General features: G+C 65.5%; 11 protein-coding genes. 1 reads left to right on the plus strand and 10 read right to left on the minus strand.

Annotated elements, in window-relative coordinates:
- Nucleotides 1–16: 16 nt before the first annotated feature.
- From JLZ96_RS00330 to JLZ96_RS00370, 9 genes are all read right to left on the minus strand, one after another.
- Entirely contained in the window at nt 17–1,156 is a 1,140-nt protein-coding gene (locus JLZ96_RS00330) for a metallophosphoesterase (RefSeq protein ID WP_201009321.1), read from the minus strand.
- 3 nt (nt 1,157–1,159) lie between these two features.
- Nucleotides 1,160–2,824, minus strand: a complete 1,665-nt coding sequence (locus JLZ96_RS00335) for a substrate-binding domain-containing protein (RefSeq protein ID WP_236253796.1) — start codon at nt 2,822–2,824, stop codon at nt 1,160–1,162.
- Nucleotides 2,825–2,891: 67 nt separating this feature from the next.
- Complete coding sequence (locus JLZ96_RS00340) at nt 2,892–5,066, minus strand: malate synthase G (RefSeq protein ID WP_201009322.1); 2,175 nt, start codon at nt 5,064–5,066, stop codon at nt 2,892–2,894.
- 64 nt (nt 5,067–5,130) lie between these two features.
- Nucleotides 5,131–6,045 (minus strand): 3-methyladenine DNA glycosylase, encoded by a 915-nt coding sequence (locus JLZ96_RS00345; protein ID WP_201009323.1) that lies wholly within the window; start codon nt 6,043–6,045, stop codon nt 5,131–5,133.
- Entirely contained in the window at nt 6,046–7,167 is a 1,122-nt protein-coding gene (locus tag JLZ96_RS00350; RefSeq protein ID WP_201009324.1) for a hemolysin family protein, read from the minus strand. It lies immediately after the preceding gene.
- Nucleotides 7,160–8,539, minus strand: a complete 1,380-nt coding sequence (locus tag JLZ96_RS00355) for a hemolysin family protein (RefSeq protein WP_027497158.1) — start codon at nt 8,537–8,539, stop codon at nt 7,160–7,162. The genes JLZ96_RS00350 and JLZ96_RS00355 overlap by 8 nt, the downstream gene beginning before the upstream one ends.
- Before the next feature lie 331 nt (nt 8,540–8,870).
- Nucleotides 8,871–10,307, minus strand: coding sequence for a GuaB1 family IMP dehydrogenase-related protein (locus JLZ96_RS00360; RefSeq protein WP_027497156.1), 1,437 nt, complete (start codon nt 10,305–10,307; stop codon nt 8,871–8,873).
- A gap of 11 nt (nt 10,308–10,318) precedes the next feature.
- A complete protein-coding gene (locus JLZ96_RS00365) occupies nt 10,319–11,218 on the minus strand; it encodes a DMT family transporter (protein WP_032372395.1) in 900 nt (299 codons plus the stop codon).
- Entirely contained in the window at nt 11,215–12,543 is a 1,329-nt protein-coding gene (locus JLZ96_RS00370; protein ID WP_201009325.1) for a DEAD/DEAH box helicase, read from the minus strand. Before JLZ96_RS00370 ends, JLZ96_RS00365 begins: the two co-directional genes overlap by 4 nt.
- 87 nt (nt 12,544–12,630) lie before the next feature.
- Between JLZ96_RS00370 and JLZ96_RS00375 the strand changes: the two genes are divergently transcribed.
- On the plus strand, nt 12,631–13,158 hold the full coding sequence (locus JLZ96_RS00375; protein ID WP_052053297.1) for a DUF4262 domain-containing protein: 528 nt from the start codon (nt 12,631–12,633) through the stop codon (nt 13,156–13,158).
- 71 nt (nt 13,159–13,229) lie between these two features.
- Here JLZ96_RS00375 and gndA read toward each other — a convergent pair whose 3' ends face one another.
- Entirely contained in the window at nt 13,230–14,681 is a 1,452-nt protein-coding gene (gene gndA / locus JLZ96_RS00380) for an NADP-dependent phosphogluconate dehydrogenase (protein WP_032388365.1), read from the minus strand.
- Nucleotides 14,682–14,750 lie beyond the last annotated feature (69 nt).

The raw sequence follows: 14,750 nt of genomic DNA on the forward strand, positions 1-14,750 counted from the left end.
ATGGACGGGCGGATGGTCAGCCCCGTGTGAGTTCGAGCATCGCGATCTCGGGCGGGGCTGCCACGCGCACCGGCGGACCCCACGCGCCTGCACCGCGGGTGGTGTAGAGCGTGGTGTCACCGATCGTGTCCAGCCCCTCGACACTGGGCTGCTGGAGCGGCACCAGATAGCGGATCGGCCAGATCTGCCCGCCGTGAGTGTGTCCGGACACCTGCATGTCCACGCCCAGCTCGGAGGCCTCCACAGCCTGCTTGGGCTGATGAGCCATCAACAGCACGAAGCGATCCGGGTCGATGCCGTCGAGCGCAGCGCCGAGATTCGGTTCGTACGGTTCCGGGGCAGTGGCGTCGTTGATGCCGGCGATATCGATGGCAGCGCCATCACGGGTGATCGTCCTGCGCTCGTTGCGCAACACCTTGATATCGAGGGTCGACCAGAAGTCCAGCCACTCTCCGCCGTCGCCCGCGTAGAACTCGTGGTTGCCGCTGACAGCGAAGACCCCGAGAGGGGCTTCGAGGTCGCGCAGCGGCTCGAGGTCTTCTCCGACCAATTCCACTGTCCCGTCGATGAGATCGCCGTCGAGCAGCACGACATCAGGCTGCTGCGCGTTGACCGAATCCACGACCGTGCGCACGAAGCCCGCACCGCGAGACGGTCCGGCGTGAATATCGGACACCAATGCCACTCGCAGACCGTCGAATTCGGCCGGCAACCGGTCGAGCGCAACCTGGGTGCGTGTGACACGAGGCGAGGCGGCTTCGACGAGGCCGTACCCCACTGCGACGACGCTGACGAGAGCCACGACGACGGAGCCGACCCGCGATATGCGCAGCCGAACAGCAGTCGAATCACGATGCGACAGTGCGAACATCACCCGCACGACGGTGCAGATCAGAGCAACGAGGACCGTGCCGAGGAACAGATACAACACCACCGCCAACCAGGTCAGGCCGAGGAAAGCCGGGCCACGGGCCCAGGACGGATCGAACTCGACGCCGCTGCCGAAGCCGACCACCGCGCACAACCACAGAAGTATCAGCAACAGATCTGCAGGGCGTCCGACACGTGCCGGTGCCCTCGTTACGGAGAGAAACCGCCAGTGCAGGAAGAGCGTGACGAGGAGTAGGAAGACGCCGACAAAAAGTACACGAGACATGTTCTAGTACAGCAACTTTCCGAGTCGATCGAGGAGGTCTGGGGAATCCGATGTCGGGACCGTGTCCACGGTGCCGCCGGTGCGAGCTGCGATGTCGGTGAACACGGGGGCAGGGCTGTCGTCGCCGATGCGCACGATGTTCACCGCAACCGGCCGCGCCGGATCGGACGCCGATGTCAGTTCGGTGAGTAGCTCGTCCGCCGACAAGGGTGAGTCGTCCGGGCCGTCCGTGATCAGCACGACCGAATTGACGCGGCCGGGGACGTAACCGGCCACGGCGTCGAGATACGCGACGAGGACGGACGCGTACGTGAACGAGCCGGTTGCCGGCGTCAACGCCGCAGCGGTCGCATCGAGGGCGGAGCGCCTCGGAGTGGTCCCGACGGGAACTGTCATCGGTCCGGTCGGGACATCCACCCGGAAGGGCAGCGAGTTGTTCAGGTCTTCGCTGAAACTCCGCAGACCGAGTTCGGTGGCGTCGGGGACTCGTCGGAACTGCTCGCTCAGTGCGCGAACGGTGTTCTGCAGCCGCGTCGCACCGCCTTCGGTGGTACGCATCGACTCGGACACGTCGAGTAGAACAGTGGCACGGCGGGGCAGAACCGGATTGCGAAGCACAGCGAGCAGAGCGTCGGCAACCGGCCCCGATGGTGGGGCGACGATGCCCGCGTCCTGGGCCTCGTCCACGGTGAATCCCGCGTCCAGGAGTGTCTGCGTACCGTCGGGCTGACGAACGAAATCGACGAATGCCGCGGCTGCTCGGGTGGAGGTCTCGTCCCCGGAGAGCACGACCGCCGGATGATCGGCGACAGGCGTTGCACCCTGTGGTCGAACGGCGGTCAGCGTCGAGGAGTCGGTCGACGCGAGTTGCTGTTCGGTGACCGGGACCGCGTGGACGGCGGCGTCGGGGCCGGCAGCATTCTCGAGCGCCGCGAGGGCGTCGTACGTGGTGGAGGCCGAGGTTGCGGCAGCGCCGGTATCGGTCACCGCCAACTCCGACATCGCCGACACCAATTGCGTCGAGGAGGCCTCATCGACGGTGAGTGCGGTGGTCGGGTCACCGCCTACGCCTGCCGCGATGGCCGCGACCGCAAGAGTGCTCGCGCCGGTGTCGGAGCCGGACGGCACGGCGAGTCGAAGCCCACCCCACTCGGGGAGTCCGAGAGCCTGCGGGTCGCGTTGCAGTCGTATGAGATCTGCCCAGTTCGAGCCTGCAGCGACGACGGCGTCGGCCACCGCGCCCGGTGCAGCGAGGACGATCGGACTCGATGCGACGGGCCGCGGCGTACCGTCGATGGCTCCACGGTCTACGACGGCCTCGACGTCTGCCGAGGACTGGGGTATCCACAGACCCGGACGAGCGCCGAGCGCACCGACATCCCAGTTGTCGGCGCCGGAGTTCAGTGCCGCCAGCACCGCATCGGACGCGATGGCTCGAACCTCTACGGTCACACAGTGATCGCGAATCACCGGGGCGGTCGCGTCGAATCGTGTTGCCAGCTGTTCGATCGCGGCGGAGATGTCGGGGTCGGCCGCCACGGTGAGGACGGCCGGTCCCTCCACGCAGGTGTCGGCTGCCTCGATCCCCTGATCCGAAATTCGATCACGCAGCGCAAACCATCCGAACACGGCCGCCACCAGGACCGCGATCGTCAGTACGACGATCACGGGCCCGGCGGCTATGGAACGTCCGCGCCCTGAGTTCCGGTGTTCACCCACGTGGTCGACAAGTCCGTCAGGCGTTGACGGCCTTGTACTCCCGTCGGCGGCGATGCAGGATCGGCTCGGTGTATCCGTTGGGCTGGCTCGTGCCCTGGAAGATCAGATCACTCGCAGCCTGGAAGGCGATGTTGGTGTCGAAATCGGGTGCCAACGGCTTGTACGTCGGATCGGACGCGTTCTGCCGGTCGACCACCGGTGCCATTCGCTTCAGCGATTCGCGCACCTGCTCCTCGGTGACGATGCCGTGCCGCAACCAGTTCGCAATGAACTGGCTCGAAATGCGCAGCGTCGCACGGTCTTCCATGAGAGCGATGTCGTTGATGTCGGGCACCTTGGAGCATCCGACACCGTGGTCGATCCAGCGCACGACGTAACCGAGGATGGACTGCGAATTGTTGTCGAGTTCGTTCTGCTTCTCCTCGTCCGTCCAGTCGGTGGACGGCGCGAGAGGGATCTCGAGGATCTCGTCGACGGTGGCGCGCTTGGCTTGTGCGATCTCGTGCTGACGGGCGAACACGTCGACCTTGTGATAGTGCAAGGCGTGCAGGGTCGCTGCAGTGGGGGAGGGAACCCATGCAGTGTTGGCACCGGCCTTGGGATGGCCGATCTTCTGCTCGAGCATGTCGTGCATCAGATCGGGCATGGCCCACATGCCCTTGCCGATCTGCGCCTTGCCCTGCAGGCCGGCCGCCAGCCCGGTGTCGACATTGAAGTCCTCGTAGGCGGCAATCCACTTCTCGCCCTTCATCGCTCCCTTGCGAACGACGGGCCCTGCCTCCATCGAGGTGTGAATCTCGTCGCCGGTGCGGTCGAGGAAGCCGGTGTTGATGAACACGACCCGCTCGGACGCGGCCTGGATGCAGGCCTTGAGGTTGACCGTCGTGCGGCGCTCCTCGTCCATGATGCCGACCTTGAGCGTGTTGGTGGGCAGGCCGAGGACCTGCTCGACGCGGCCGAACAGTTCGGCGGTGAAGGCGACCTCGTCCGGTCCGTGCATCTTCGGCTTGACGATGTACAGCGAGCCCGTACGCGAGTTCGAGAGCACGTTGTCCGGAGTCAACGAGTGCAGACCGGCGAGCGAGGTGAACAGCGCATCGAGAATGCCCTCGGGAACCTCGTTGCCGTCGGCGTCGAGGATCGCGTCGGAGGTCATCAGGTGGCCGACGTTGCGGACGAACAGCAGCGAACGGCCGTGCAGCGTCAGCTCGGAACCGTCGACCGAGGTGTAGGTGCGGTCCTTGTTCATCGCGCGAGTGAACGTCTTGCCGCCCTTGGAGACCTCCTCGGTGAGATCGCCCTTCATCAGACCGAGCCAGTTGCGGTAGCCCAGAACCTTGTCGTCGGCATCGACTGCGGCGACCGAATCCTCGAAGTCCATGATCGTGGTGACAGCCGACTCGAGCAGCACGTCCTTGACGCCCGCTCCGTCCGTCTTGCCGATCGGGCTCTCGGGGTCGATCTGGATCTCGAAGTGCAAACCGTTGTGCACGAACAGGATGGCCGTCGGCGCATCGGGTGTGCCCTGGTAGCCCAACAGCTGGGACGGATCCTTCAGGCCGACGGTGCTGCCGTCGGCCAACGTCACCGTCAGCGAGGCGGCGTCGACGACGTATCCGGTGGTCCCCACGTGCGAGCCGGAGCTCAGCGGCAATGCCTCGTCGAGGAAGTCACGCGCGAACGCAATGACTTTGTCTCCGCGGACCTTGTTGTAGCTCGTGCCCTTCTCGGCTCCGTCGGTCTCGGGGATGGCGTCCGTTCCGTAGAGGGCGTCGTAGAGCGAGCCCCATCGTGCGTTGGAGGCATTGATCGCGAAGCGTGCGTTGAGCACGGGAACCACGAGCTGCGGCCCGGCCGTGGTGGTGATCTCGGTGTCCACGCCGGACGTGGTGATCTGGAAGTCGGCGGGCTCGTCGAGCAGGTAGCCGATCTCTTTCAGGAAGGCCTTGTACGCTGCGCGGTCGTAATCGGCACCGGCATGCTCGCCGTGCCACGCGTCGACCTTGCCCTGAATTTCGTCGCGGACGGCCAGCAACGCTTTGTTCTTGGGAGCGAGATCGGCGATCACCGACGCGGCACCGGCCCAGAAGGCCTCCGAATCTACGTCGGTACCCGGCAGCGCCTCCTTCTCGACGAAATCGAATAGGACCTTGGCGACCTGAAGTCCACCAGCCTGCACACGATCGGTCATGAATTCCTCACTCTTTCCGGTCACGGACACCGGTGACGGTGTCCCCACGACAACGCTGTCGATGTTACTCGGCGGTAGGTCCGACGCCGAACCCGCCGCCGGTGAGCAGATTTCGACACCGATCCATCAGTGCCGAGCGTAGGGGAGCGGCCTTTTCCGACAGCTCTCCCTGCGCGCGAACGTACTCTGCCCGTCCAGCCGCAGTTTCGATTCGGATGGGATCGAGATGGTACTCGCTCAGGTCGTACGGACTTGCGCGCATGTCGATCGTTCGCGCCTCCAACGCCAACTCGAAACAGTCGGTCACGAACTCCGAGTCGATCAACGGACCCAATTTGTAGCACCACTTGTACAGATCCATCGACGCGTGGATGCAACCGGGCTGCTCGGACCCCAGGCGCGACTCGGGGGACAACGCGAGGGCGTTACGCGGTACCGCGTCCTCGGTGAAGAAGCGGTAGGCGTCGTAATGAGTGCACCGCAACGTCATCGAGTCGACCACGGCGTCGGTTCCCTCATGACCGAGTCGCAATGGGACCTGGCTGTGCCGGACTGCCGAGTCGCCGCCGCGGTAGACCATCGCCCATTCGTGCAGACCGAAGCAGCCGAGCAGGGGCGGTCGCTCCCGCGTCGCCGACAGCAGACCCAGAACGAACTCGATGCTGGGCCGGCGTCGCTCGAGCAGATCCGACCGCACTCGGAAGCCTGGACCATCCGCAGTCTCGACCTGCTCGTACGAGGCGAACTCGGCGAAGTCACGCGCTCGATCGCCCGTCAGAACCCTGCCGTGGCCGGGGTTCCATCGCCGCAACTGACCCGGGCGGTGGCTGTAGTAGGTGAACAAGAAATCCACCACCGGATGCACATTGCCGTGTCCGCGATCGACCAGATAGCTGCCGACGAGACTCTCCACCCGCGCCGAGTGCGCGTCTCGCCGGGCAGTCCACTCCGCCTCGGTCAGCGTTGCCGATTCGCCCATTCAGACGTTCCACGGGGTACCGGTAGGTGCTGACTGACCCGGTCGGGGACCGGCGACACGGTGAGTCCCGTCTCGAACCGTGCCCACGAACTCCTCCACCAGATCCTCCAGCGCGACGATGCCGACCGTGGCACCGGTCGCATCGTGCACGGCACCGAGGTGGCTGCTGGCGCGCCGCAGCTTCGTCAGCGCGTCGTCGAGCACGGTGTCTATGGACACCACGGGCAGGGCCCTGACGTCGCTGCGGGGAATGACGGTCTCCGGGCCGGCGGAATCGTCGGCCATGTCGTCGAGCACGTCCTTCAGGTGCAGATAGCCCACCAGGGAACCGCTCGCATCACGCACCGGGTACCGAGAGAACCCGGTTTCGATGACTGCGCGTTCCACCGAACCGAGGGTCGGACCGAAAGTGTGGTCCGGCCCGGACAGCTCGATACTCCGAACCTGATGCGAGGGAATCAGAACCTCGGCCACGGTTCGGCCCGAGGTCTCGAGAGCCTGGCGCAATCTGCGGTGTTCCTCGGCGTCGATCAGTCCCTCCGAGCGCGATTCGCCGATCATCTGCGACAGCTCCACCGCCGAGACGGACGAACTCAGTTCGTCCTTGGGCTCGATGCGAAGCATGCGCAGCGTCAGGTTGGCGCACAGGTTGTAGAACGAGATCAGGGGCAACGCCACCTTGATGAACATCAGGTGGATGGGCACGAGCACCATGGCGGTGCTCTCCGGGCCGGCGATGGCAATGTTCTTCGGGACCATCTCGCCGACAAGGATGTGCAGGACGACGACGAGTGTCAGCGCGATGGCGAAGGCGATCGGGTGCAGGAACGAGCCGGGGATGCCGACCAGCTCCAGGGGCACCTCGATCAAGTGCGCGACCGCGGGCTCGGCGACGCGGCCGAGCAGAATCGAGCAGATCGTGATGCCGAGTTGTGCCGCGGCGAGCATCTGCGACAGATTCTGACCGGCCTCGATGACGCTCTGCGCGCGCTTCTTGCCCTGCGCCAGCAATGCCTCGAGACGATCACGGCGAGCTGAGATCAGTGCGAACTCGGCACCGACGAAGAAGGCGTTTCCGGCCAGCAGCAGAACTGCCAGACCTACCCCGAGGAAGTCACCCATCGACCTCACCGTCCGATCGCAGACGCGCCACTGCTTCGGCGTCGACCGGCAGGATCAGCACACGATCGATACGGCGGCCGTCCATGCGGATCACGCGCGCCATCCACCCGCCGTCGCCGTCGGGGACGTCCTCCGTCGCCGGGGACGGTAGAAGCACCGCGTCTCCCTCTGATGGAATCCGGCCGAGTTGCATCAGTACCAGGCCCCCGATGGTTTCGTATTCGCCTTCCGGGGCCGAATAGCCCGTCGCCGACGCAACCTCGTCGATGCGAAGCAGCCCCGCGCAGTCCCAGCCGTCGCCCGAACGAGCGACGTCCAGTTCCGGCTCGTCGTGTTCGTCGCGCACGTCGCCGACGATCTCCTCGATCAGATCTTCCATCGTCACCATGCCTGCGGTGCCGCCGTACTCGTCCACCACGAGGGCCACCTGCATTCCGTCGGCTCGCACGCGTTCCATCACAGCGTCGCCGTCCAGGCTCGACGGAACGACCGGAACGTCGCGCGCCAGGGACTCGACAGTGGTGGACCGGCGGTCCGCTCCGGCCACCGTGAACGCATGCTTGATGTGTACGACACCGACGGTGTCGTCCAGGTCGCCGTCGACCACCGGGAACCGAGAGAAGCCCGTTCGCGCAGCGGTTTCGATCAGGTCGGCGACGGTCGCGTCGGTGGCGAGAGTCTCGATCTTGACCCGCGGAGTCATCAGTTCCTCGGCGGTGCGGTCGCCGAACTGCAACGACCGGTCGACCAGACGTGCGGTGTTCTCGTCGATCGAGCCCTGCTGGGCCGACGTTCGGACCAGTGAACCGAGCTCCTGCGGTGATCTTGCCGAACGCAGTTCCTCGGCCGGTTCGATGCCGAGCCGTCGCACGAGCCAGTTGGCCGAGCCGTTGAGTCCGTTGATCGCCCATTTGAAGATCAGGGAGAACCCGGCCATCGCTCCGGCTGTGACCCGCGCGGTCGACATCGGTTTCGCGATGGCGATGTTCTTGGGGACCAGTTCACCGAAAATCATCGAGAACGACGTGGCCAAGATCAGAGCCACCGCGAGGGAGATGCCCGACGCGAGAGAGTCCGAGGCACCGAGCGCGGTGGTCACCGGCCGAATGAATCCTGCCAGCACCGGCTCCGCGAGATAACCGGTGATGAGGGTGGTGATCGTGATGCCCAGCTGCGCGCCCGACAACTGAAAAGACAGCGTCTTGTGAGCATGCAGAACTTGGCGCGAGCGTAGGTCGCCGTTCTCGGCCTGAGACTCGACCGCACTGCGTTCGAGAGCAGTGAGGGAGAACTCTGCCGCGACGAAGAGGGCAGTACCTGCCGTCAGCGCCACGAAGCCGATCAGGCTGACGATGGTGACGAGAGTGGCCACAGGTCAACGCCGCCGAAGTTGAGAGAGCAGTACCGCTCCGCTCGTCTGCGGGGACCTGTCGAAATCGGTGTCGCCGGGTTTCTCTCCCGGCTCGATAGAGGATCCCTCCGATGTGGAACCGTCGTCGTGCTGTTCCGCAGTTGCCGAACCGGCAACCGAAATAGTGGGTGCCTCGGGCACCTGATTCCCTTCTGTCTGGTTCGCGTTGCGGCACACCGGTGGTGGCCGACGCGTCGTCGATCCGCGCCGAGTCGACGTTGTCGTCTCGGCGCGGGCAACGACAGCGAACGTCGTCGAACTCGTAGTGGGTGAGTCTAACCGTGTCGGTGCGTTACCACCCGGACGGCAGGGGGCGCCCTTCGGCAAATCCTGCGGCCGACTGGACTCCGAGGACGGCTCGTTCGGCCAATTCGGGCAGGGAACGGGCCCCGGCATAGGTGCATGTGCTGCGCACACCTGCGCAGATGTGATCGATGAGGTCTTCGACGCCGGGACGATCCGGATCCAGTCGCATCCGGGAACTGGAAATCCCTTCCTCGAACAACGCCTTGCGGGCGCGGTCGAAGGCCCCGTCGGTGGCAGTGCGCGCCGCGACGGCACGCTTGGACGCCATGCCGAAGCTTTCCTTGTATCGGTTGCCCGCCGCGTCGACGCGAAGGTCTCCGGGAGATTCGTAGGTGCCCGCGAACCAGGATCCGATCATGACGTTGGCGGCACCGGCCGCGAGCGCGAGCGCGACGTCGCGAGGATGGCGAACACCGCCGTCGGCCCAGACCGACGCACCGAGTTCGGCTGCGGCAGCCGAACAGTCGGCCACGGCGGAGAACTGCGGCCGACCCACGCCGGTCATCATGCGAGTGGTGCACATGGCCCCGGGGCCGACACCGACCTTGACTATGTCCGCACCCGCCGCCACCAGGTCACGGGTGCCCTGAGCGGAGACGACGTTGCCGGCGGCGAGCGGTACGCCGAGATCGAGCGAACGCACTTCGGCCAACGCTTCGAGCATCTTCTGTTGGTGCCCGTGGGCGGTATCCATCACCAGGACGTCGGCACCGGCCTCGACCAGTGCCGTCGCCTTCTTCGCCACGTCGCCGTTGATGCCGACCGCGGCAGCGATCCGCAGCCGTCCCGACGCGTCGACGGCAGGGGCGTAGATGCCGGTGCGGACGGCACCGGTGTTCGTCACCACACCGGCCAACGAACCGTCGTCCTCGACGACGATCGCGAGCTGGGCGTGGGCGGCCTCCATCAGCTCGAAGACCTCTTTGGGTGAGGCGTTGCGGGCCACCCGCACGAAGTCGGTCGCGGCCACCGAGCTGAGCCGAGCGAAGCGATCGACGTCCGCGCAGGCGCTCTCGGTGACGACACCGACGGGCTTGCCGTGCTCGACGATCACGACGGATCCATGAGCGCGCTTGTGCACCAGGGCGAGCGCATCGGAGACCGAGGCGTTGGGGCCGAGAACGACCGGTGTGTCGGCAACGAGATCTCTGCTCTTGACGAATGCGACCGTTTCGGCCACGGCCTCGGTGGGCAGGTCCTGCGGAATGACGGCAATGGCACCGCGTCGTGCGACGGTCTCGGCCATCCGCCGACCCGATACTGCGGTCATGTTCGACACCACGATCGGAATGGTCGTTCCCGACCCGTCGACCGTGCTGAGGTCCACGTCGAAACGAGAAGTGACATCGGTCCGGTTCGGGACGAGGAAGACGTCGTCGTAGGTGAGATCGTAGGGCGGCTGGTGACCATCGAGGAACTGCACGTTGATCGAGACTACCGGTCGGATGGACTTCCTGGGTTCGACGCCCCGTCCCGAGCGGTCGGTTCGGACGCGTTCGCAGCCTGCGTACGCGACAGCAGGACCGTCGTGACGATCATGACGGCCACGGCCACGACGATGACCGTCAGGGCTGCGCCCTCGGTTCTGATTCGCTCGTTCAGGACAGTGACTCCGACGAACGCCGCGCCGAGTGGTTCACAGATCGTCACGGCCGGCATCGACGCCGACAGCGGACCCACCTGGAATGCACGCTGCTGCAGGTAGAAGCCGACGACGCCGGATCCGATCAGCGTGTAGGTCTGCCAGGCCGTCAGCGCCTCGACCGGGTTACCGTCGACGAGGTCGGTGACGTTCTTGGTCAGCGCAGCCGCCAGGCCGAACAGCAATCCTCCCGCTGCACCGAGCAGTAGTGCCCGAACTCCCGGCGAGGTGAGCAGCAATCCGCCCGCGGCGGCGCAGCCGACCACGACGGCCACCGCGATCAGTGGAACGAGCCATTGCACAAAAGGGGCGTCGGTATTGCCCTCGCTCGGGTCGCCCACCACGATGAAGACGGCGAGTGCCGCGGCCATCGCCACGGCGAGCGCCCAGGTGGTGGCGGGCAGTGTTCTCCCGACCAGCTTTGCCGACATCGGGAGAGCGAACAGCAGTGCTGTCACCAGCAGAGGTTGGACGATCAGTACCGAGCCGACCCACAGCGCGGCGATCTGAACCGCATAGCCACCGCCGTCTCCGAGGACCCCTACCCACCACCGCGGGCTGCGCACCAGTGCCGAAACGAGGGATTCACCTTCGGGGACGGACGCGGCCGCGCTCTGTTGCGCGACCGACGCGCAGGCGAACAGGAACGCCGAAATCAGCGCGAGTACGACCGCCGGCCAGGACGCGGTCACCCGCGTCGTCCTCTGCTACCGCCACCCCGCCGGCTCCCGGTGCCATCGCTCCGCCCACGCCTGCCCGGCGTACCCGTCCGGCCCGCACCGCGCGCAGTTCGCGTGTCGGCCGCAGCACCGCTCGCCGTCGGTACCGAGGCAGGTAGCGGTCGACCGATCGGGGTGCGTGCGCCCGTCGGTCGACGCCACGCGGACTGGTCCAGATCGGTATCGATGATCGTGGCGGCAACGCCGGCCTCGTCGGCCATCGATCGGACGCGATCCAACTGGTCGTCCGTTGCCAGCGTCACGACGGTTCCGCGGGCACCGGCACGTGCAGTGCGTCCGGCGCGGTGCAGGTAATCCTTGAAATCGACGGGGGGATCGACGTGAACGACGAGCGTCACGTCGTCGACGTGAACACCGCGGGCTGCCACGTCGGTTGCGATGAGAGCCACGGACGTGCCCTCGCCGAAGGCCGCGAGCGATCGGGTGCGGTGCGCCTGAGTCTTGTTGCCGTGCAACGACGATACCGGCACACCCAGCGCGAGGCACTCGTCGGTGAGTCGATCGACGGCATGGGTGGTCCGTAGGAACAGAAGTGTCTTTCCGTCGCGGTTGGCAAGTGCGGCAGCGACTTCGGTCTTTCGGGCCGCGTCGATTCGGAAGACGAAATGGGCCATGTCGGGTTCGCTGACGGCTGCCGCAGTGGAGTGCACAGCGGGGTCTTTCAGAAACTTCTCGACCAGCCCGTCGACCTCCCCGTCCAGCGTCGCGGAGAACAGCATCCTCTGACCGTGTGCCGGGGTGGCGGCGAGCAGTGAATCGACCTGAGGCAGGAAACCCATGTCCACCATGCGATCTGCTTCGTCGATGACGGTGACCTCGACATGCTCGAGTGTGATCGAGCGTCGCTGGAGGAGATCGATGAGCCGGCCGGGAGTCGCGACCACGATGTCGACTCCGCGCTGAATATCTCGGACGTTGCGTTCGAGCGGAACACCTCCGACGACGCCGACGGTTCGAAGTCCGAAGGTGGCACCGTGGATGTCGAGTACTTCACGAATCTGCAGTGCCAGTTCCCGCGTGGGGGCGAGAATCAACCCGCGCGGTGCCGCAGGTGCGCTTCGCTTGCCGGCGAGGTGGACGAGAATCGGCAGTGAGAACGCCAGGGTCTTACCCGAGCCCGTGGGTGCGCGCCCGAGGACGTCCCGTCCGGCGAGGGCATCGGGGATCGCCGCGACCTGAATGGGAAACGGGTCGCGAGCACCTGCATTCCTGAGGGAGTGCACCAGAACGACGGGGAGACCGAGGTCTGCGAACGATCGAGTGGATTGACCCGGCATGGAGCTGACCTTACCGCCGGATCGACGACGCGTTCGACCGTTCTTGTCGGTACCGCACGCAATACTTGCCCTAGAACGTGAGTTCGAATGGCGTTCGAGACGCAATCTCCGCAGGGGCGGTTGCACGGCGAAGGTGGGGGAGTCATGTGCAAGATGTGCCGAGGGTTCGGTGTCGACAATTACATCGATGACGTGAGGGCAACGATCGAGACATTCGGGTGGGCGCTGCAGTACGTGGAATCGGAGGTCGATCGAGACGGCGTTCATCCCGCGTTCTGCTACACGGTCGGTCTCACCGACCTGGGCAGTCCCGAAATCGTCGTGACGGGACGCGGGCCACGTGAATCCTCGATGATCCTGAACGCGCTGGGGACTTCGGTGGCGTCGGGGATGTTGGAGATCGAATCCGGAATCGGTTGTGCAGCAGCAGGATTCGATCTTCTGGCCATCGACGTACCGGATTGTGCGGACATCCTGTACGTCGCCTCCGACGTGTACGGCACGGGACGCTTCAGCGCCGTACAAGCCGTCTGGAGGGACCTCGAAGGTGCACTGCCGTGGGAGGGAATTCCGTCGACGGTGGTGCAACCGATACTCGGGCCGGTGCCCTTCTGAGCGAGCGAAGACCGATCACACCGGTGGCACCGCACGAAAGTACGCGCGGTGCCACCGGCGAGGGACCGATGTCAGGCTTCGATCTCGGAGCGATCTCCACTCCACAGAGTGTGGAACTTGCCCTCGGAATCGGTGCGCTCGTAGGTGTGCGCACCGAAGAAATCGCGCTGTCCCTGCGTCAAGGCCGCAGGCAGACGCTCGGCACGCAGCGCGTCGTAGTACGAGAGCGAGGATGCGAACGCAGGCACCGGGATGCCGAGCGACGCAGCCGTGATGACGACGCGCCGCCAACTGTCGATCGCGTTCTCGATGGCGTCACGGAAGTACGGCGCCAGGATGAGGCTCGGTAGTTCGGCGTTGTCGTCGTACGCGTCCTTGATGCGGTTCAGGAATCGCGCCCGAATGATGCAGCCACCACGCCAGATCGTGGCGAGATCGCCCGGATGCAGATTCCAATCGTATTCGGCGCTACCCGCCGCGATCTGATCGAAGCCCTGTGCGTAGGCGACGATCTTCGACGCGTACAGCGCCCGGCTGATGTCGTGGGTGAACTGCTCGGCATCGGTCGGCTTGTCGGCCAGTGATCCCGAGGCGAGGCCGACAGCGGCCTTGCGCTGGGCCCGCGATCCCGACAGAGCCCGTGCGAACACTGCCTCGGCGATGCCGGTCACGGGTACTCCGAGATCGAGTGCCGCCTTGACGGTCCATCGACCGGTGCCCTTCTGCTCGGCAGCATCGACGATCACATCGACCAGTGGCTGCCCGGTCTTCGCGTCGACCTGGCGAAGGACCTCCGCAGTGATCTCGACGAGATAGCTCTCCAGATCGCCCTTGTTCCACTCGGTGAAGACGTCTGCAACCTGCGCAGGCGAGTACCCGAGCGCGTCGCGAAAGAGGTTGTACGCCTCGCCGATGAGCTGCATATCGGCGTATTCGATGCCGTTGTGCACCATCTTGACGAAGTGGCCGGAGCCGTCGGGGCCGATGTGCGTGCAGCACGGCGTGCCGTCCACCTGCGCAGCGATGGACTCGAGCAACGGTCCCAATGCCTTGTAGGACTCGGCCGGACCACCCGGCATGATCGACGGGCCGTTGAGCGCGCCCTCTTCGCCGCCGGAAATACCGGCGCCGACGAAGAGCAGACCGCGGTCCTTCATGGCCGCCTCGCGGCGGATCGTGTCGGTGTAGAGCGCGTTGCCGCCGTCGATGATGATGTCGCCTTCCTCCATCACACCGGCGAGTTCCTCGATCACCGCATCGGTCGGGTCGCCTGCCTTCACCATGATGAGCACGCGCCGCGGCTTCGCCAACGCGGCCACGAACTCCTCGATGGTCTCGGTACGGATGAAGTTGCCCTCGGTACCGTGCTCGGCGATCAACGCGTCGGTTTTAGCGATACTGCGGTTGTGCAACGCGACAGTGTGCCCGTGGTGGGCGAAGTTACGCGCGATGTTGGAGCCCATGACGGCGAGTCCGGTGACTCCGATCTGAGCCAGTTCTGTCTCTTTTGCTGCTGAGGTCATACAGACAGCTTTCCTTGCCGCGCGATTTCGCGCGAGCCAACCCCCTGGGTCGGGTGCGACGCCGGCCGA

Source organism: Rhodococcus sp. NKCM2511, assembly GCF_014905595.1.
In the GTDB taxonomy this organism is placed as follows: domain Bacteria; phylum Actinomycetota; class Actinomycetes; order Mycobacteriales; family Mycobacteriaceae; genus Rhodococcoides; species Rhodococcoides fascians.

Bases quoted from the DNA above. Each gene is read 5' to 3' on its own strand.
- gndA (WP_032388365.1), bottom strand. From the start codon at position 14,681: ATGACCTCAGCAGCAAAAGAGACAGAACTGGCTCAGATCGGAGTCACC.
- JLZ96_RS00345 (WP_201009323.1), bottom strand. From the start codon at position 6,045: ATGGGCGAATCGGCAACGCTGACCGAGGCGGAGTGGACTGCCCGGCGA.
- JLZ96_RS00350 (WP_201009324.1), bottom strand. From the start codon at position 7,167: ATGGGTGACTTCCTCGGGGTAGGTCTGGCAGTTCTGCTGCTGGCCGGA.
- JLZ96_RS00375 (WP_052053297.1), top strand. From the start codon at position 12,631: ATGGCGTTCGAGACGCAATCTCCGCAGGGGCGGTTGCACGGCGAAGGT.
- JLZ96_RS00330 (WP_201009321.1), bottom strand. From the start codon at position 1,156: ATGTCTCGTGTACTTTTTGTCGGCGTCTTCCTACTCCTCGTCACGCTC.
- JLZ96_RS00340 (WP_201009322.1), bottom strand. From the start codon at position 5,066: ATGACCGATCGTGTGCAGGCTGGTGGACTTCAGGTCGCCAAGGTCCTA.
- JLZ96_RS00370 (WP_201009325.1), bottom strand. From the start codon at position 12,543: ATGCCGGGTCAATCCACTCGATCGTTCGCAGACCTCGGTCTCCCCGTC.